This is a genomic window from Pseudomonas sp. H3_C08, assembly GCF_054669455.1.
On record NZ_CP162803.1, the window covers coordinates 6253681 to 6272585 of the forward strand.

General features: G+C 58.8%; 15 protein-coding genes. 5 read left to right on the forward strand and 10 right to left on the reverse strand.

Annotated features, from left to right (window positions below; translation table 11 throughout):
* Window positions 1-100 precede the first annotated feature (100 nt).
* Both AB4N74_RS28320 and AB4N74_RS28325 read left to right on the forward strand, forming a co-directional pair.
* Window positions 101-1300, forward strand: coding sequence for an MFS transporter (locus AB4N74_RS28320; protein ID WP_099757987.1), 1200 nt, complete (start codon window positions 101-103; stop codon window positions 1298-1300).
* A 160-nt stretch (window positions 1301-1460) separates the two neighbouring features.
* Complete coding sequence (locus AB4N74_RS28325; protein ID WP_186623098.1) at window positions 1461-1718, forward strand: hypothetical protein; 258 nt, start codon at window positions 1461-1463, stop codon at window positions 1716-1718.
* Between the two features lie 213 nt (window positions 1719-1931).
* Here the strand turns inward: AB4N74_RS28325 and AB4N74_RS28330 are convergent, their stop codons facing one another.
* From AB4N74_RS28330 to AB4N74_RS28370, 9 genes are all read right to left on the reverse strand, one after another.
* Window positions 1932-2912, reverse strand: a complete 981-nt coding sequence (locus AB4N74_RS28330) for a peptide ABC transporter ATP-binding protein (protein WP_007917625.1) — start codon at window positions 2910-2912, stop codon at window positions 1932-1934.
* On the reverse strand, window positions 2912-3880 hold the full coding sequence (locus AB4N74_RS28335) for an ABC transporter ATP-binding protein (protein ID WP_093435852.1): 969 nt from the start codon (window positions 3878-3880) through the stop codon (window positions 2912-2914). The genes AB4N74_RS28330 and AB4N74_RS28335 overlap by 1 nt, the downstream gene beginning before the upstream one ends.
* 10 nt (window positions 3881-3890) lie before the next feature.
* A complete protein-coding gene (locus AB4N74_RS28340) occupies window positions 3891-4814 on the reverse strand; it encodes an ABC transporter permease subunit (protein ID WP_134174556.1) in 924 nt (307 codons plus the stop codon).
* 11 nt (window positions 4815-4825) lie between these two features.
* Window positions 4826-5836 (reverse strand): ABC transporter permease subunit, encoded by a 1011-nt coding sequence (locus AB4N74_RS28345; RefSeq protein WP_075947650.1) that lies wholly within the window; start codon window positions 5834-5836, stop codon window positions 4826-4828.
* A 73-nt stretch (window positions 5837-5909) separates the two neighbouring features.
* Window positions 5910-7505, reverse strand: coding sequence for an ABC transporter substrate-binding protein (locus AB4N74_RS28350; protein WP_093435859.1), 1596 nt, complete (start codon window positions 7503-7505; stop codon window positions 5910-5912).
* A gap of 77 nt (window positions 7506-7582) precedes the next feature.
* The gene (locus AB4N74_RS28355) at window positions 7583-8998 is read right to left on the reverse strand and encodes an OprD family porin (protein WP_257357009.1); all 1416 of its coding nucleotides are present in this window, start codon (window positions 8996-8998) and stop codon (window positions 7583-7585) included.
* 175 nt (window positions 8999-9173) lie between these two features.
* Complete coding sequence (locus tag AB4N74_RS28360) at window positions 9174-10772, reverse strand: ABC transporter substrate-binding protein (RefSeq protein WP_093435865.1); 1599 nt, start codon at window positions 10770-10772, stop codon at window positions 9174-9176.
* A gap of 301 nt (window positions 10773-11073) precedes the next feature.
* Window positions 11074-12699, reverse strand: coding sequence for an ABC transporter substrate-binding protein (locus AB4N74_RS28365; protein ID WP_093435868.1), 1626 nt, complete (start codon window positions 12697-12699; stop codon window positions 11074-11076).
* A gap of 260 nt (window positions 12700-12959) precedes the next feature.
* Window positions 12960-14561, reverse strand: a complete 1602-nt coding sequence (locus AB4N74_RS28370) for an ABC transporter substrate-binding protein (RefSeq protein ID WP_460097903.1) — start codon at window positions 14559-14561, stop codon at window positions 12960-12962.
* Between the two features lie 872 nt (window positions 14562-15433).
* On the opposite strand from AB4N74_RS28370, the gene AB4N74_RS28375 reads away from it, so the two are divergent.
* Entirely contained in the window at window positions 15434-15790 is a 357-nt protein-coding gene (locus AB4N74_RS28375) for a DUF6124 family protein (RefSeq protein WP_460097904.1), read from the forward strand.
* 171 nt (window positions 15791-15961) lie between these two features.
* On the opposite strand, the gene AB4N74_RS28380 is transcribed toward AB4N74_RS28375, so the two are convergent.
* On the reverse strand, window positions 15962-16678 hold the full coding sequence (locus AB4N74_RS28380; protein ID WP_016984326.1) for an SIMPL domain-containing protein: 717 nt from the start codon (window positions 16676-16678) through the stop codon (window positions 15962-15964).
* A 315-nt stretch (window positions 16679-16993) separates the two neighbouring features.
* On the opposite strand from AB4N74_RS28380, the gene AB4N74_RS28385 reads away from it, so the two are divergent.
* Window positions 16994-18256 carry an ATP-binding protein gene (locus AB4N74_RS28385; protein WP_093435878.1) on the forward strand — a complete coding sequence of 421 codons (1263 nt, stop codon included), beginning with the start codon at window positions 16994-16996 and terminating at the stop codon, window positions 18254-18256.
* On the forward strand, window positions 18249-18809 hold the full coding sequence (locus AB4N74_RS28390; RefSeq protein WP_003221630.1) for a response regulator transcription factor: 561 nt from the start codon (window positions 18249-18251) through the stop codon (window positions 18807-18809). The genes AB4N74_RS28385 and AB4N74_RS28390 overlap by 8 nt, the downstream gene beginning before the upstream one ends.
* Window positions 18810-18905: the final 96 nt, after the last annotated feature.

An 18905-nucleotide genomic window follows, 5' to 3' on the forward strand; every position in this document is an offset into this window, starting at 1 on the left:
GACTCGGTTTTTTGTGGTCTCGATGTTCTTGAACGCGACAACCCGCCTGCTGACCGTTAGTGTTCCAGCTCCACGCAAGTCGTTTTGAGAGGTCAATGGAATGACGAGTCGGCTGACTCACCTGCTTCGGCTGAACGGCTATTTCGGCGTGATGGCCTGGGTGCTCGCGGCGCTGTTGTTCATCAATCGCTTGAGCAGCATGGTCAAGCTGTTCATGGCGTTGTACCTGCGTCAGGAGCTGGGGCTGGCGATCGAGACGGTTGGCTGGTTGCTGTCGGCGTACGGCGCGGGTTTGCTGCTGGGGTCGATGCTCGGTGGCTGGCTCAGTGATCATGTGCGCACGGCGCGGCTGACGGCGGCGCTGTTCTTTGTTTCGGTGTGGGTGCTGATCCTGCTGGGGCTGGTGACGCAGGTGCCGTTGCTCGCTGCATTGTTGTTGCTCAGTGGGGCCATCGATGGGGCTATTCGCACGCTGCATCAGCGGCTGATCATGGAGTATTGCGAGGTGACGCAGCGCTCGCGTGCGCAGGCGTTGAGTCGGGTGGCGCGCAACCTTGGGATGGCCGCCGCCGGTGTGGCGGGCGGGGTGTTGGCGCAGACCGATTTTCGCTGGGTGTTTTTCGGTAGCGCGGCGATGACGTTGTTGGCGCTGCTCTGGTTTGTTCGTACCACGTGGCAGCGTCCGGTGCTGATCAATGAAGAGTCATCGATAGTCGGCGCCGGTGGTCCGGGTGTGCCGTATCGCGACAAACCGTTTCTCTGGTTGCTGGCAGCGACGGCCGTGCTCGGCATCGCGTTCGACACGGTCTACAGCACGCTGGGCAATTACCTGCGTGATTACTATCACTTGAGCACCGAGGCGATCGGCTGGCAGTTCGGCCTCAATGCGTTGTTGGTGATCGCCCTGCAGATTCCGCTGTCGCACTGGGGCGAGCGTTGGGGGATGCGCCGGCAAATGCTGCTCGGCAGTGTGTTGCTGGCCTGCGGACTCGGTATGTTGCCGTTCGGCTCCGGGCTGTTTTACGTCTGCCTGTCGACGCTGATCTGGACCTTGGGCGAGGCCTTTTTCATGCCGCCGCTGAATGTGCTGGCCATGCGTTTTGCCCAAGGCGGTAAAAGCGGTCAGTACTTCGGCCTGTTCTTTATGAGCTGGAGCGCCAGTGCGCTGTTGTCACCGGTACTCAGTGGCCAGTTGTACGGTCATTTCGGCGGCCACAGTGTGTGGCTGGCGAGTGCGCTGATGGTGTTGATTTCCATGCCGTTGACGTGGCAGGCCACGCGATCACGCGGCGGCGCTTAGCTGTTGCGGCTATGAGCATTATTCGAAAACTGTCTTTCCATGAAGGGCATTTCTGCCTGCTCCTTAGCGTCCTATCTGGTGAACCCGATGGATCGGAACTAGATTTCACACAGCGCCAGTCAGGCACGAATGTCTCACCTGAAAATGGATGGAGTCAGCTATGAAAAGCAGGTTGCTACGGGTTTTATTGCTGTTGAAAGTGATGGTCATGCTGTCCCTCGGCACCGCGACGGCCTGGGCCGAGTGCGAGGATCACGATTCCCAGGCCTTCAACGGAAAGGTCGGGCATAGCGGCTTGATGCTGGCCAAGTCTGAGTCCGAGCCGGGCGATCAGGGCCAGGGCGGCAGCGCCGATGACGACGACTCGACCACTGATGATCCGGACACTGATGACGACGAAGGCGATAGCCAATCGTAAATCGCAGGCAAAAGAAAACCCCTTCCGCCTCGACTGATGCGCAATTGAGGTGGGAGGGGTTTGGTTAACACGTCACTCTCTTTGAAATGCGATCACTGTGGGAGCGAGCTTGCTCGCGAAAGCGGTGTATCAGGCGACATTTATGTTGAATGATCCAACGCCTTCGCGAGCAAGCTCGCTCCCACAGTGTTTTGTATCGCTCTCCAGATTTGCTTACGCCGCGCCGTCGAGGAACTGCTCGGCGTAGTGGCAAGCCACCTGCCGGCTGTCGAGCTGGCGCAACGCTGGCTCTTCAGTGCTGCATCGCTCGGTCGCGTACGGGCAGCGCTTGTGGAAAGCGCAGCCCGGTGGCGGGTTCAGCGGGTTAGGCAGTTCGCCGACGATCTTGATTTTCGGCTTGTTCGGGTCCGGGTGAATGGTCGGGGTCGCCGACAGCAGCGCCTGGGTATATGGGTGCAACGGACGCTCGTAAATGTCGTTCTTCGGACCCAGTTCCACCGGGCGACCGAGATACATCACCATCACGTCGTCGGCCACGTGTTGCACCACCGCAAGGTTGTGCGAGATGAACACGTACGCAGTGTTGAACTCCTGCTGCAGATCCATGAACAGGTTCAGCACCTGCGCCTGAATCGACACGTCCAGTGCCGAGGTCGGTTCATCCGCCACCAGCACTTTCGGTTGCAGCATCATCGCGCGAGCCAGGGCGATACGCTGACGCTGACCGCCGGAGAACATGTGCGGATAGCGCTGGTAGTGCTCAGGGCGCAAGCCGACCTGCTTCATCATCGCCTGGACTTTCTCGCGACGCTCGGCGGCGGAGAGGTTGGTGTTGATCAGCAGCGGTTCGCCGAGCTGGTCACCGACTTTCTGCCGTGGGTTCAACGACGCGTATGGGCTTTGAAAGACCATCTGCACGTCTTTGCGCAGTTGCTTGCGCTGGGCCTTGTCGGCGCCGGCGACTTCTTGGCCGGCGATTTTCAAGGATCCGGAAGAAGGGTCTTCAATCAGCGTCAACGCACGGGCGAGGGTGGATTTGCCGCAGCCCGACTCGCCAACTACGGCGAGGGTCTTGCCGGCTTCCAGTTCGAACGACACGCCGTTGAGGGCGCGTACGGTCGCATGGCCCTTGAACAGGCCACGGGAAACTTCGTAGTGACGGGTCAGGTCGCGGGCGGTAAGTACGACGGCCATTACGCCACCTCCTGGTTCAGCGGGAAGAAGCAGCGGGCGAGGCTGTGGCTTTTCGGATCAAGGCCTGGACGCTGCGCGCGGCAGCTGTCCTGCACGTACGGGCAGCGCGGCGACAGCAGGCAGCCCTGCGGACGGTCGTAGCGGCCCGGGACGATGCCCGGCAGGGTCGACAGGCGTGCGGCGCCGAGGCTGTGCTCGGGAATCGCCTTGAGCAGCGCTTCGCTGTACGGGTGCGCCGGGATGTCGAACAGTTGCGGCACCTGACCGACTTCAACGGCTTGGCCGGCGTACATCACGCAGACGCGCTGGGCGGTTTCGGCCACGACCGCGAGGTCGTGGGTGATCAGCACCAGGCCCATGTTCTGTTCTTTCTGCAACGCCAATAGCAGATCCATGATCTGCGCCTGAATCGTTACGTCCAGAGCAGTGGTCGGTTCGTCGGCGATCAGCAGTTTCGGCTCGCCGGCAATCGCCATGGCGATCGCAACTCGCTGGCTCATACCGCCGGACAGTTGATGCGGGTAGGCGTCCATACGGCTGGCAGCGCCCGGGATTTCAACTTTTTCCAGTAGTTCGATCGCACGTTTGCGCGCTTGCTTGCCGGACATTTTCAGGTGCAGACGCAGCACTTCTTCGATCTGGAAACCGACGGTGTAGCTCGGGTTTAGTGCGGTCATCGGGTCCTGAAAGACCATCGACAGGTCTTTGCCGACAATTTGCCGACGCTGACGATTGCTCAGCTTGAGCATGTCTTTGCCGTCAAAGCTGAGCGAGTCGGCGGTGACGATGCCGGGATGCTCGATCAGGCCCATCAGCGCCATCATGGTCACGGATTTACCCGAACCCGACTCGCCAACGATGGCCAGTACTTCGCCTTTGTCGACTTTCAGGTCGAGGCCGTCGACCACCGGGGTCGCGGTCTTGTCGCCGAAGCGAACGTTGAGATTCTTGATTTCTAGCAGTGACATGGGAATCTCCTCAGGCGGCGTTCTTGAGTTTCGGGTCGAGCGCATCGCGCAGGCCGTCGCCCATCAAGTTGATTGCCAGCACGCTGAGCAAAATGGTCAAACCAGGCAGGCTCACCACCCACCAGGCGCGTTCGATGTAGTCGCGGGCCGAGGCCAGCATGGTGCCCCACTCAGGGGTTGGCGGTTGTACGCCAAGGCCGAGGAAGCCCAACGCTGCGGCATCGAGAATCGCCGACGAGAAGCTCAGGGTCGCCTGCACGATCAGCGGCGCCATGCAGTTGGGCAGCACGGTGATGAACATCAGACGTGGCAGACCGGCACCGGCCAGGCGCGCGGCGGTCACGTAGTCGCGGTTCAGTTCGCCCATCACGGCCGCGCGGGTCAGACGCACATAGGACGGCAGCGAAACCACAGCGATAGCGATCACGGTGTTGATCAGGCCAGGGCCGAGGATGGCGACGATCGCCACCGCCAGCAGCAGCGACGGCAGGGCCAGCATGATGTCCATCAGACGCATGATGGTCGGGCCGATCATCTTCGGGAAGAAACCGGCGAACAGACCGAGCAGGATCCCCGGAATCAGCGACATCACTACCGACGACAAGCCGATCAGCAGCGACAGACGCGAGCCCTGGATCAGACGCGACAGCAGGTCACGACCCAGTTCATCGGTGCCGAGCAGGAATTGCATCTGCCCGCCTTCCAGCCACGCCGGCGGCGTCAGCAGGAAGTCGCGGTATTGCTCGCTCGGGTTATGCGGCGCAACCCACGGCGCGAACAGCGCGCAGAAGATGATCAGCAGCATGAACATGAGGCCGGCAACTGCGCCCTTGTTCTTCGAGAAGGCTTGCCAGAATTCTTTGTACGGAGACGGGTACAGCAGGCTTTGATCCGCGTTGGCGGCGGTGGCTACTGAGGATGTTGGAGTGCTCATGGTTATTGACCTCAGCGCTGATGACGGATGCGTGGGTTGGCAAAGCCGTAGAGGATGTCCACTACGAAGTTGACCAGAATCACCAGGCAGGCGATTAACAGGATGCCGTTTTGCACAACCGGGTAGTCCCGGGCGCCGATGGCTTCGATCAGCCATTTACCGATGCCGGGCCAGGAGAAGATGGTTTCGGTCAGAACCGCACCAGCGAGCAGGGTGCCGACTTGCAGGCCGACCACGGTGAGTACCGGAATCAGTGCGTTACGCAGACCGTGCACGAACACCACGCGCGACGGCGACAGGCCTTTGGCCCTGGCGGTGCGGATGTAGTCTTCACGCAGCACTTCGAGCATCGACGAACGGGTCATTCGCGCGATCACCGCCAGCGGAATGGTGCCGAGGACGATGGCCGGCAGGATCAGGTGATGCAGGGCATCGAAGAAGGCGCCGACGTCATCGGCCAGCAGCGTGTCGATCAGCATGAAACCAGTGCGCGGCTCGATGTCATAGAGCAGGTCGATGCGCCCGGAAACCGGGGTCCAGCCCAGGCTCACCGAGAAGAACATGATCAGGATCAGGCCCCACCAGAAGATCGGCATCGAATACCCCGCGAGGGAGATGCCCATCACCCCGTGGTCGAACAGGGATCCTCGCTTGAGTGCCGCAATTACCCCGGCCAGAAGCCCGAGAATGCCGGCGAACAGCAGGGCGGCCATGGACAGTTCCAGGGTCGCCGGGAAAAGGGAGGTGAACTCGGTCCATACGCTTTCACGTGTGCGCAGGGATTCGCCGAGATCGCCGTGAGCCAGTTTGCCGATGTAGTCCAGATACTGGGCATACAGCGGCTTGTTCAGACCTAGGCGTTCCATTGCCTGAGCGTGCATTTCGGGGTCGACCCGACGTTCGCCCATCATCACTTCCACGGGGTCGCCCGGAATCATGCGAATCAACGCGAAAGTCAGCAAGGTGATGCCGAAAAACGTGGGGATCAACAACCCCAGTCGGCGGGCAATAAAACTAAACATCGTGTGTGGTACCTCATCAGCCGGTTAGGCGTGCCCGGCATCCCTGGGGTCAGGGACGCCGGGAGTTTCTTATCTACTTCACCTGGGTAGTGGCGAAGTTATTAGTGGTGAGAGGGCTGATGTGATAGCCCTCTACGTTGTTACGCATTGCAGTAAACATCCTGGTGTGGGCCATGCTGATCCATGGCTGATCCTGATTAAACAGCACTTGCGCCTGTTCGTAGAGCTTTGCGCGTTCGGCCGGATCTACTTTAGCCCGTGCTTCATCCAGCAGTGCCTGGAATTTCTCGTTGCACCAGCGAGCGTAGTTCTCGCCATTTTTTGCCGCTTCGCAACTGAGCATAGGCGTCAGGAAGTTATCCGGGTCGCCGTTGTCGCCCGCCCATCCGGCCGAGACCATATCGTGTTCGCCGGCCTTGGCGCGTTTAAGCATTTCGCCCCATTCCATCACGCGAATGTCGATCTTGATCCCGACTTTCGCCAGGTCAGCCTGCATCATTTGCGCGCCGAGCATCGGGTTGGGGTTGGTCGGACCGCCACCGTTGCGGGTAAACAGGGTAAACACGGTGCCTTCCGGAACCCCGGCTTCCTTGAGCAGCTTGCGGGCGGCATCGAGGTCACGTGGCGGGTTCTTCAGGTCGTGGTTATAGCCGAGCAGGGTCGGCGGGTACGGGTTGACCGCGACCGACGCATTGCCTTTGCCGAACAGCGCGTTGACATAGGCTTCCTTGTCAAAGGCGATATCGATGGCTTTGCGCACGCGCACGTCACTCATGTACTTGTGCTGGGTGTTCATGGCGACGTACGAGACGGTCATCGCGTCGAGCTCATCGACTTTCAGGTTGCTGTCTTTCTTGATGCTCGGGATGTCATCCGGCTTCGGATACAGGGCGATCTGGCACTCGTTGGCCTTGAGCTTCTGCAGGCGCACGTTGTTGTCGGTGGCGATCGCCAGGATCAGCGCGTCAGCCGGCGCCTTGCCACGGAAGTAATCCGGGTTGGCCTTGAAACGCACCTGCGCGTCTTTTGCATAACGCTGGAAGATGAACGGGCCGGTGCCGATCGGCTTGTTGTTCAAGTCACCTGTCTTGTTGGCCTTGAGCAATTGGTCGGCGTATTCGGCCGGGTAGATCGAGGAGAACGCCATCGCGATATCGGCCAGGAACGGCGCTTCGCGGCGGGTCAGGGTGAACTTGACCGTGTTGTCGTCGACTTTCTCGACATTCTTCAGCAGTTCCTTGAAACCCATGCTTTCAAAGTACGGGAAGCCCACGCTCGACAGTTTGTGCCACGGGTGATTCGGGTCCAGTTGACGCTGGAAGCTCCAGACCACGTCGTCGGCGTTCATGTCGCGGGTCGGCTTGAAGTATTCGGTAGTGTGAAACTTGACGCCTTTGCGCAGGTGGAACGTGTAGGTCAGGCCGTCTTCGCTGATGTCCCAGGACTCGGCGAGTGCCGGGATCACTTCAGTGGTGCCGGGCTTGAAGTCAGCCAGGCGGTTGAAGATGGTTTCGGCCACAGCGTCCGCCGTGACTGCAGTTGTGTACTGGACCATATCGAAGCCTTCCGGGCTGGCTTCGGTGCAGACCACCAAGGGTTTGGCCGAGACGCCAACAGCGACACTCAGCAACGCAGCCGCGATGGCCGCACGTAGGGGAAGCATTTTCATCGATAACCCTCTGCAATCGGTTGAAGACAAAAAGCCGAACGGCCGACTCATCATGAGTCAGCCGTCGGCTGGCGTTTTTACAGGATGTTGAATGGAATCGTGGTCACGAGACGGAACTCGTTGATGCTGCCATCCAGCTGGTTTTCACTGGCACGGTGTGCGGTGTAGGTTGCGCGTATTGCGGTAGCCTTGAGCGGCCCGCTTTGCACGGCGTATGCAGCACCGATCCCGTATTCGTAGTGGTGTTCGCCATCCATCGCCAGCACGCTGTCGTAAGCGCCGCCTTTGTAGTGAGTGCCGTCGATGCCCCAACCACGAGCGCTGTAGATGTTGAACTTCAGGCCTGGCACGCCATATTCAGCCATGTTCAGACCGTAAGCGACCTGGAAGGATTTCTCGTTCGGGCCGTTGAAGTCCGAGAGCAGGGAGTTGGCCAGGTAAATACCGTTGGTTTCGTGCAGATAGTCGAAGTACTCGTTACCGTTAATTTCCTGGTACGAGAAGGTCAGGCTATGGGCCTGGTGAGTCAGACCCAGCGACAGCGAGTAGGTATCGTTGTCGATTTCGCCCAGCTTCTTTTTGCCTTCATCGACGGTCTTGTAGTAGTTCAGACCGGTGGTAAGGCTAAGGATCTGGCTATCGCCCAGCTCGTGGGTAGCGCCGAAGTAGTACTGTTTCCACATGTCTTCAGCCTGAGTTGCCCACAGACTGGTTTTCAGACTGGCAAACGGCTGGTAGGAAATACCAGCGGTGTTGACGTGATCAATTTCAATGAGCGTGTCAGCATATTCGGAGCGGAACTTTCGCTGGCTTTCTTCCGTACGTGGCGAGTTCTTGTCGAATGTGGCGATGTCGAAGGTCAGGTTTTCCAACTCTTCGCTGTGCAGGCTGACACCTTGGAAGCTCGAAGGAAGAGCGCGGTTGCCGATCACATCGACCATCGGGCTGCTGAAGTTTTGGCGGCCGGCGGTCAGAGTGGTATTTGAAACCCGCGCCTTGACGTTGGCCAGGCCCAGTTTGCTCCACTGTCCCTCCGCATCGCCACCATCTCGGGTCAGGGTCCGGTTGTTACCGGAGGCGACGTTAGGAATCGGCGCCCCACCGACGTTTGCAGCGAGGTTTTTGCGGTCACGCTCAAGAGCTACAGCGTTGTAGACCGCCACTTCAGTGCTGATGCCGACAGTACCTTCGGTGAACCCCGAGTTGTACTTGAGAATCGTGCCTTGTACCCAGTTGATCCGGCGATCAGTAAGTTCGGTTGTACCGTTTTTTTGGTACTTGAACTTGGCGCCACGTTTCAATTGCTCATTGGCATACCAGTTACGTGTCGTACCGGTGATCGACTGTCCTTCGACGAAGCCGGTTGCTTCAGCCTGGGCGCTCTTGGTGTTGACGGTCACCGGAGTGAATGCCTGACTCTGGGTTTCCGCATAAGCCGTGGCGGTGACGCTGCTGATGGCCAGGGCCAGTATCGCGGTGCTGCTCAGTTTCATGGGTGAAGCTCCTTTACTTTCTTTTTATGCCGGCTTTTTTTGGTATGCCGGTTATTGGTTTAGAACTCGTTCACACATCGCAAACGTTTGCCAGAAGCCGGATTGGCGAATTTAGGCAAAGCGCTTGCGTGAGGGGCTAGACAGCGCCCCCCAGCATTGCGGCTAATCGTCTGGTTTAATCGATACCGACACCCGAGAACACGTTGCGACCGAACGGGCTGACTTTGAAACCCTCGATCCTGGCGCTTAACGGTTGGTTGACCGTCGAGTGGGCGACAGGCGTGATCGGCACTTGCTGTTTAAGCAATTGCTGAGCCTGTTTGTAGAGCACGGTGCGTTGGTCACGGTCAGTGACGACCTTGGCCTCTTTGATCAGCTTGTCGTAAGCCGGATCGCACCACATGGAATAGTTGTTGCCGCCAATGGCATCGCAGCTGTACAGCGTGCCGAGCCAGTTGTCCGGATCCCCGTTGTCACCGGTCCAGCCGATCAGGCTGACGTCGTGCTCGCCGTTCTTGGTGCGCTTGATGTACTCGCCCCATTCATAGCTGACGATCTTCACTTTCAGTCCGATCTTGGCCCAGTCCGCCTGGAGCATTTCGGCCATCAGTTTGGCGTTCGGGTTGTACGGGCGCTGCACCGGCATCGCCCACAGGGTGATCTCGGTGCCTTCTTTGACACCGGCAGCCTTGAGCAGCTCTTTGGCTTTTTCCGGGTTGTAGGCGGCGTCTTTGATGCTGTCGTCGTAGGACCACTGGGTCGGCGGCATGGCATTCACGGCCAGTTGGCCGGCGCCCTGATAAACAGCGTTGAGAATCCCTTGTTTATTCACCGCCATGTCCAGCGCCTGACGCACTTCGAGCTGGTCGAATGGCTTGTGGCGAACGTTGTAGGCGATGTAGCCGAGGTTGAAACCCGGCTTGGAGATCAATTGCAGTTTCGGATCGGCCTTCAGCGCTTCAACATCGGCAGGGCGCGGGTGCAGGGTGATCTGGCACTCGCCGGCCTTGAGCTTCTGCACGCGCACCGAGGCGTCGGTGTTGATCGCAAAGATCAGGTTATCGAGTTTGACTCGGCTCGGATCCCAGTAATGTTGATTACCGGTGTAACGAATGTTCGAGTCTTTCTGATAACTCTTGAACACGAACGGCCCGGTGCCGATCGGTTTCTGGTTGATGTCGCTTGGCTTGCCTTCGGCCAGCAGCTTGTCGGCGTATTCGGCGGACAGAATGGCGGCGAAGCTCATGGCGATGTTCTGGATGAACGCGGCGTCGACGCTGTTGAGCGTGAATTCCACGGTCAGCGGCCCGGTCTTCTCGACCTTGGCGATGTTCTTGTTCAGGCTCATCCCGTTGAAATACGGGAACTCGGTTGGATAAGCCTTACGGAAAGGTTGTTGCGCATCGAGCATGCGATTAAACGTGAACAGCACGTCGTCGGCGTTGAAATCGCGAGTTGGCTTGAAGTACGGCGTTGTATGAAATTTCACACCTTCACGCAGGTGAAAGGTGTACTTGAGACCATCCTCGGAAATGTCCCACTTGGTCGCCAGACCGGGTACGACATTGGTCGCGCCTTTTTCGAACTCGACAAGACGGTTGTAGATCGGTTCGGCGGCGTCGTTATCCGTCGCTGTTGTGTACTGCGCGGTATCGAAACCGGCCGGGCTGCCTTCAGAGCAGAACACCAGGCTTTTGCTGGCGGCGAAACTGGCGGACGAGGCGGCCAACAGGCCGGCACCCAGCAATGCGGAATAAATCAAGGTATGGCGCATGACGCTCCCTCTTTTTTTAGTGTTGTTCAATGCACCGTCACCTCATCCAGAGACGTTTTGGTTGCATCGAGCTCAATCCAGTACGTACGGCAAACCGGTGGCCCACGCAGACACTGGTCAGTACCCGACGGTAGGGGCCGCGGTTCTGGCAGTAAATGCGTAAATGCCTTAAATCTCGTAGGAAAAGGCGACGCGTCCTATACCTCTGCGGTAATCCGCAGCGGAATTGGTTGTAGGCAATTTCCTAACTTCTCGGCAGGTAAAACAACGGCGACGTTATAAACGTCGCCGCTGCAGTGCCTTATTTGCTGACGCTGACGCCGTAGAAGGAGTTCAAGCCGAATGGGCTGATCTTGAAATCCTGCACGTTGGCGCGCATGGGTTGGTACACCGTCGAGTGAGCGATAGGTGTCATCGGGACTGCATCTTTGAGGACGTGTTGCGCCTCTTTGTACAGTTCGGTGCGCTTGGCCTGGTCGGTTGTACGCTTGGCTTCTTTGACGAGGCCGTCGAACTTCTTGTCGCACCACTTGGAGAAGTTGTTGCCGCTGAGCGAGTCGCAGCCGAACAGCACGTTCAGCCAGTTGTCCGGATCACCATTGTCACCGCTCCAGCCAATGATCATGGCCTGGTTCTCGCCACCTTTGGAGCGCTTGATGTACTCGCCCCATTCGTAGCTGGTGATCTTCACTTTCAAGCCGATCTTGGCCCAGTCGGACTGGAGCATTTCAGCCATCAGTTTGGCGTTCGGGTTGTACGGACGCTGCACCGGCATCGCCCACAGAACGATTTCGGTACCTTCCTTGACGCCAGCTTCCTTCAGCAGTTGCTTGGCTTTCTCAGGATCGTACTTGGCGTCCTTGATGGTGGTGTCGTAAGACCACTGGGTCGGCGGCATGGCGTTGACGGCCAGTTGGCCGGCGCCCTGGTAAACCGAGTCGATGATCTGTGGTTTGTTCACAGCCATGTCCAGCGCCTGACGGACGCGCAGGTCAGCCAGTGGGTTGGCTTCGTTGCTGCCCTTGACCTTGTCCATCACGTTGTAGGCGATGTAACCCAGGTTGAAACCAGCCTGGTCAGGCATCTTCAGGGTCTTGTCTTCTTTCAGCGCTTTCAGGTCGGCCGGACGCGGGAACAGGGTGACCTGGCACTCGTTCTTTTTCAGCTTCTGAATACGCACCGACGGGTCAGTGGTGATGGCGAAGATCAGGTTGTCGATCTTCACATCCTCAGGCTTCCAGTAATCCTTGTTGCCGGTGTAACGGATGTTCGAGTCTTTCTGATAGCTCTTGAACACGAACGGACCAGTGCCGATCGGCTTCTGGTTGATGTCGGCAGCCTTGCCTTCTTTCAGCAGCTGCGCTGCGTACTCGGCGGACTGTACCGAGGCGAAGCTCATGGCCATGTTCTGGATGAACGCCGCGTCGACTTCTTTCAGAGTGAACTTGACGGTGTGGTCGTCGACTTTATCGATCTTGGTGATGTTGGTGTCCATCCCCATGTCGGTGAAGTACGGGAATTCGGTCGGGTACGCCTTACGGAACGGGTCATCCTTGTTAATCATGCGATTGAAGGTGAACAGCACGTCGTCGGCGTTGAACTCACGCGTCGGCTTGAAATACGGGGTGGTGTGGAACTTGACGCCTTCACGCAGGTGGAAGGTGTAAGTCAGGCCGTCATCGGAGATGTCCCACTTGGTCGCCAGACCAGGAATCACGGCGGTGCCGCCGCGCTCGAACTGGGTAAGACGGTTGAACATGGTTTCGGCTGAGGCGTCGAAGTCGGTTCCGGTGGTGTACTGGCCTGGGTCGAAACCGGCCGGGCTGCCTTCGGAGCAGAACACCAGGTTAGTCGCAGCGGATGCGAAAGGTGCGGAGGCTAACAAGCCTGCGCCGACTAAAAACGGAATGACCGCGTGTTTAAGCATGTTGGCCTCATGATTTGTTGTCATTTTTTAGTTGTGAGGTACGACCTCGTGAGTCGTGCCTGCGGATACTTATGCAGGGGCCATACCCATTGCAAGATCCAGAACGACTGCCGGCCACAAAGCGTGGCACGAACGTACCTTAATGTCGCATCTGTGTAACTTCTGACGCATTTGACCGTTTGCGGGTGGTTTTTACGGTGCAAATGAAGCCCCAAAACGGTGCGTTGGTCACGTTGTGCGCGCCGCCTTGGGGCTTGGTGTTACTTATTTATACCCACGCCATAGAAGGGGGTAAGACCGAACGGGCTGATCCGGAAGTCAGTGACCTCCTTGCGCAGCGGCTGGAACACCGTGGAGTTGGCAATCGGTGTGATCGGCACCTGCTGTTTGAGGATCAGTTGCGCCTGTTGATACAGTTTTACCCGTTGATCTTTGTCGGTGGCCAACTTGGCCTGTTGCACCAGTTTGTCGTAGGCCGGATCGCACCATTTGGCGTAGTTGCTGCCTTTTACCGCCGCGCAGCTGTAGAGCACGCCCAGCCAGTTGTCCGGGTCACCGTTGTCACCTGTCCAACCATAAATCATGGCGTCGTGTTCGCCATTTTTCGCGCGTTTGATGTACTCGCCCCATTCGTAGCTGACGATGTTGGCCTTGATGCCTATTTTTTCCCAATCCTGCTGGATCATCTGCGCCGACATCCGCGCATTCGGGTTTGAGGCGCGTTGCACTGTCATCGCCCAAAGGTTGATGGTTGTACCCGGCGCAACCCCTGCTTCTTTCAGTAGCACCCGCGCTTTTACCGGGTCGTAGGGAGCGTCCTTGATGTTCGGGTCATACGACCATTGCGCCGGCGGCAAGGCGTTTTGGGCCAGTTGGCCGGCGCTTTGGTAGACGGCTTTGATGATTGCCGGTTTGTCGATGGCCATGTCCAGCGCCTGGCGCACCTTGAGCTGGTCGAGTGGCGCGTGGGTGGTGTTGTAGGCGAGGAAGCCGAGGTTGAAACCGGCCTGCTTGAGCACACGCAGATTCGGGTCTTTTTCCATCACTTCGATGTCGGCCGGGCGTGGGTAGCCGCTGACCTGGCATTCGCCGGCCTTGAGTTTTTGCAGGCGCACGGCGGCGTCCGGGGTGATCGAGAAAATCAGGTTGTCGATCTTCACGTCTTCGGGTTTCCAGTAGGCCGTGTTGGCGGCGTAGCGGATTTGCGAGTCCTTTTGGTAGCGCTTGAACACGAACGGGCCGGTGCCGATCGGTTTCTGGTTGAGGTCGGCGGCTTTGCCTTCCTTCAACAGTTGCGCGGCGTATTCGGCTGATTGCACCGAGGCGAAGCTCATGGCGAGGTTTTGCACGAACGCGGCGTCGACGTTGTTGAGGTTGAAGCGCACGGTCTGATCGTCGAGTTTTTCTACCGATTTGATCGTGGTGTTCAGGCCCATGTCGGTGAAGTAGGGGGACTCGGCGGGGTAGGCCTTGCGGAAGGCGTTATCCGGGTCGAGGAGGCGCTGGAAGGTGAAGAGCACGTCGTCGGCGTTGAAGTCGCGGGTCGGTTTGAAGTAGTCGGTGGTGTGGAATTTTACGTTTTGGCGTAGGTGGAAGGTGTATTGCAGGCCGTCGCTGGAGACGTCCCATTTTGTCGCCAGGCCGGGTTCGATGTCGGTGCCGCCGCGTTTGAATTGGGTGAGGCGGTTGAAGACGGTTTCGGCGGAGGCGTCGAAGTCGGTGCCGCTGGTGTATTGGCTGGGGTCGAAGCCTGCGGGGCTGGCTTCGGAGCAGTAGACCAGGGTTGTGGCGGCGTTTGCCAGCGGGGCTATGGTTGTTAGTGCGAGGGTGATTAATAGTGGTTTTAGAGTGAATCTTGGCATGGAGTCCCCGCGGAGATTGGAGGTGGTGGTTTTTTGAGGGTAGCGGGGATTTGGGGGTGTTCGGAAATATCGTTTTTCCTGTTGGAGTGTCTATCTCGGTATATGTAGGGGCTTTTTTGGGTACATATCCGTTGCTGCGGTAACGGCTGCTTAGGGTTTCGCCCTGACGGCGACTCACTTTTTTTCAAACGCCAAAAAAAGTAAGCAAAAAACGCTTGCTCCTACGTTCGGCCCGCTCGCTGGGGCTCGGGGTTCCTTCGCTGCGGGATCGATCCGGGCGCAGCGTCGCCGGTGGGTCAAGATCAAAAGCAGGCGAGCTGACACTCGGCCTATTGAGTGGTGAAGAGCGGGGCGTGGTCGGCGTTGGATTTGTGGTGGATTTGCCCCTCACCCCAGCCCTCTCCCGGAGGGAGAGGGGGCCGATTTTTGTGTTTTTCAAAGCCTCAGTTCGACGCGGTATCGCACGTCGGCGTAACTCTCCCAAACACCACGGTCAGTCCCCTCTCCCTCTGGGAGAGGGCTAGGGTGAGGGTTGGCTTTTGGCTGTTTAAATCTGATGCAAATAACCAGAACCTTCCCACAAGGTTTTCAGGTTGTCCGTCGGACGTGCGCTCTTTAGGCTCTGGGTGTCGCTGAAAACTCAGCGATCGGGAGGTGAGATTCCCGGTTATTGAATTTGGAAACCTGCACAAGCCCCTCCATAATCGCCGCCAGCTCATGCTGTCAGCAGTTTTTATGGCGGCTATGTACGGGCGGACTTTTGTCCGGCCGGGTTGGTTTCCTTACCGGTAATCTCACTCCGTGCATAGTTGCCACCTCATTTCTCGAGTGAGATCGGAAATGAATGGCGTCAGTTCATAAGGAAATTTCCCATGGATAAATTGATACCTGACCCACCCCTCGATACCCCACTCGAAGACGCCATCCGCGCCGAAGACCAGAACAAAACCCGCGAAGCCATCAAACGCGCCCTGGATTTCTACCTCAGCCCCGACCCGGTCAAACCCCGGCAGCCCAGCACGATGTTCCTGATCCAGCCGAACATCGACACCGAAAGCCTGCTGGCGCATGCCTGTGAGTCACTGGCGTCGGCGAACACGTTAACCGGTAACTTTGCCGATCAACTGGGCCGGCCCGAGCGCAATACGGCGTTGGCGATTCAGCAGATCATCATGCTGGCCGAGCTGGCGGTGAATCGGGCGCTGGATCGGGTTGACCCGCAGACCTGAGACCGCGTTATCGTTCTTCGCGAGCAAGCTCGCTCCCACAGGTGGAATGCATTTCAAACTGTGGGAGCGAGCTTGCTCGCGAAGACGGTGGTTCATCCACAGCAAATCCCAGGCACAAAAAAACCGCCGATCATTCACCGATCGGCGGTTTTTCATTCAGCGCAAATCAAATCACTGCATCAACACTTCAATCGAGCCATCGGCGGTCATGCTGACCTGACTGGTGCCCGCTTCAACTTCCGGCGTCACTGGCGCCGAATCCATCGCCGCCGCTTTCATCATCATCGGTGCGCGCAGGTACGGTTGTGGATAACCGTTGCTGTTGAGGTTCAGGTTGACGATTTTGTAACCCTTGCCGCCCAGTGCGTCGGTGGCCAGTTGGGCGCGGGCCTTGAAGGCGGTCACTGCTTCTTTGAGCAACTGGTCTTCACTGGATTTGCGGGTCGGGTCGGCGATGGCGAAGTCCATGCCGCCCATTTTCAGGTCGCCCAGCAGTTCGCCGGTGAGTTTGGACAGGGCGGCGAAGTCGGCGCTTTCCAGACGCAGTTCCGCGCGCTCACGCCAGCCGGTGATTTTCTGGCCTTTGGTGTCGTAGATCGGGTAACTGTTGCGGCTACCCTGGCGCAGGGTGATGTCTTTGACTTGCTTGGCCTGGGCCAGGGCCTTGTTCATGGTAGTGCTGACGTCGGCGGCGAGTTTGGCCGGGTCGGTGTTTTGTTCTTCGGTGTAGAGGGTGACGATCATCAGGTCGCGGGCGACTTCCGTGCTGACTTCGGCGCGCAGCGAAATCTGGTTGTAGTGCAGCTCATCGGCGGCCAGGGCCGGAAGGCTGGCGATGCTGCCGACGGTCAGGGCGAGAAGGGCGGCGCTGCGGCGAAATGTGTGCATGAAAGCTCCTTGATGAGGGCGCAGGTGATGGTTCGGGGGCCTGCGTGAAACCATCAGACTCTAGCTTTTATGATCCGGTTCGCCCAGTTACAACTTCTATACAGATGGCCGGGGCTGCTGCGCAGCCCTTCGCGAGCAGGCTCGCTCCCACAGGGGAATGCATTTCAAAGGTGGGAGCGAGCCTGCTCGCGAAGGCGTCCTTATAGCCGCCGAAGATGTTTCCGCCATGTGGTCGTTTGCCGCACTTTCGCCTCTCAAGGGCGCGGCTTGGTTATACTCCGTGCGATCCGCCTGGAGCGCTCATCAGGAGAGCTCATGCTCGCCCCCGTACAACTGACATCCGCCACTCGCCAGAACCTCTGGCGGCTGACTTTCATCCGCACCCTGGTGCTTGCTGCGCAGGCCGGCTCCGTAGGCCTGGCTTACTGGCTGCAACTGCTGCCGTTGCCGTGGGTGCAACTGGCGATGACCCTTGGCTGCTCGACACTGCTTTGCGTGTTCACTGCCGTGCGTTTGCGCACTTCGTGGCCGGTGACCGAACTCGAATATGCGCTGCAACTGGCCTGTGATCTGGTAATCCACAGTGCGCTGCTGTATTTCTCCGGTGGTTCGACCAACCCGTTTGTTTCCTACTACCTGGTGCCGCTGACCATCGCCGCCGTGACGCTGCCGTGGCGTTATTCGGTAGTTCTCTCCGGTATTGCATTGGCGCTGTACACCGTGATGCTGACGCGTTTCTATCCGCTGGAAACCCTGCCGGTGGCCCGCGAGAACCTGCAGATCTACGGCATGTGGCTGAGCTTTGCGCTGGCCGCTGCGGTGATCACCTTCTTCGCCGCACGCATGGCCGAGGAGCTGCGCCGTCAGGAAGAATTACGCGCGATCCGCCGTGAAGAAGGCCTGCGCGATCAGCAATTGCTCGCCGTCGCCACCCAGGCCGCTGGCGCTGCCCATGAACTCGGCACGCCGTTGGCGACCATGAGCGTGTTGCTCAAGGAAATGCAGCAGGATCATCCCGACCCGATGTTGCAGGATGATCTGAAGGTGCTGCAGGATCAGGTCAAACTCTGCAAGGAGACCTTGCAGCAACTCGTGCGGGCCGCCGAGGCCAACCGGCGTCTGGCTGTCGAGATGCAGGACGTCACCGACTGGCTCGACGAAGCGCTGAATCGCTGGCACCTGATGCGTCCGGAAGCCAGTTACCGTTTCCATCGGCTCGGCCAAGGCACCGTGCCGCGCATGGCGCCGCCGCCGGATCTGACCCAGGCCTTGCTGAATCTGCTCAACAACGCCGCCGACGCCTGCCCGGAAAACCTCAAGGTGACCCTGGACTGGGACGCGGAAACCGTGACCATCAGCATTCGTGACCACGGCGCCGGTGTGCCGCTGGCCATCGCCGAACAGATCGGCAAACCGTTTTTTACCACCAAGGGCAAAGGTTTCGGCCTGGGCCTGTTTTTGAGCAAGGCCAGCGTGACACGCGCCGGCGGCTCAGTGAAACTCTATAGTCATGAGGAAGGCGGCACGCTCACCGAGCTGCGCCTGCCCCACGGCGCCCGAGGAGACCAACATGAGTGACGAAATCCAAGTCGAAGGCGAAGAGCTGCCGCATTTGCTGCTGGTCGATGACGACGCAACGTTCACCCGAGTAATGGCTCGTGCCATGGCTCGCCGTGGCTTTCGCGTCAGCACCGCAGGTTCTGCGGAAGAAGGCTTGACCATCGCCCAGGCCGATCTGCCTGATTACGCCGCGCTCGACCTGAAAATGGACGGCGACTCCGGCCTGGTGCTGCTGCCCAAACTGCTGGAGCTGGACCCGGAAATGCGCGTGGTGATCCTCACCGGTTATTCGAGCATTGCCACCGCGGTCGAAGCGATCAAGCGCGGCGCCTGCAATTACCTGTGCAAACCCGCCGATGCCGACGACGTGCTGGCCGCGCTGCTGTCCGAACACGCCGACCTCGACAGTCTGGTGCCGGAAAACCCGATGTCGGTCGACCGCCTGCAGTGGGAACACATCCAGCGCGTGCTCACCGAGCACGAAGGCAACATCTCCGCCACTGCCCGCGCCTTGGGCATGCACCGCCGCACCCTGCAGCGCAAACTGCAGAAGCGCCCGGTTCGTCGCTGAACCTGCGCTGAACGACTATCGCCAGCCCTCGCGATAAAACGCACCGATCATCTATGATCGGTGCGTGTCTGTTCTTTCCTATTTCGAGCCTTATCC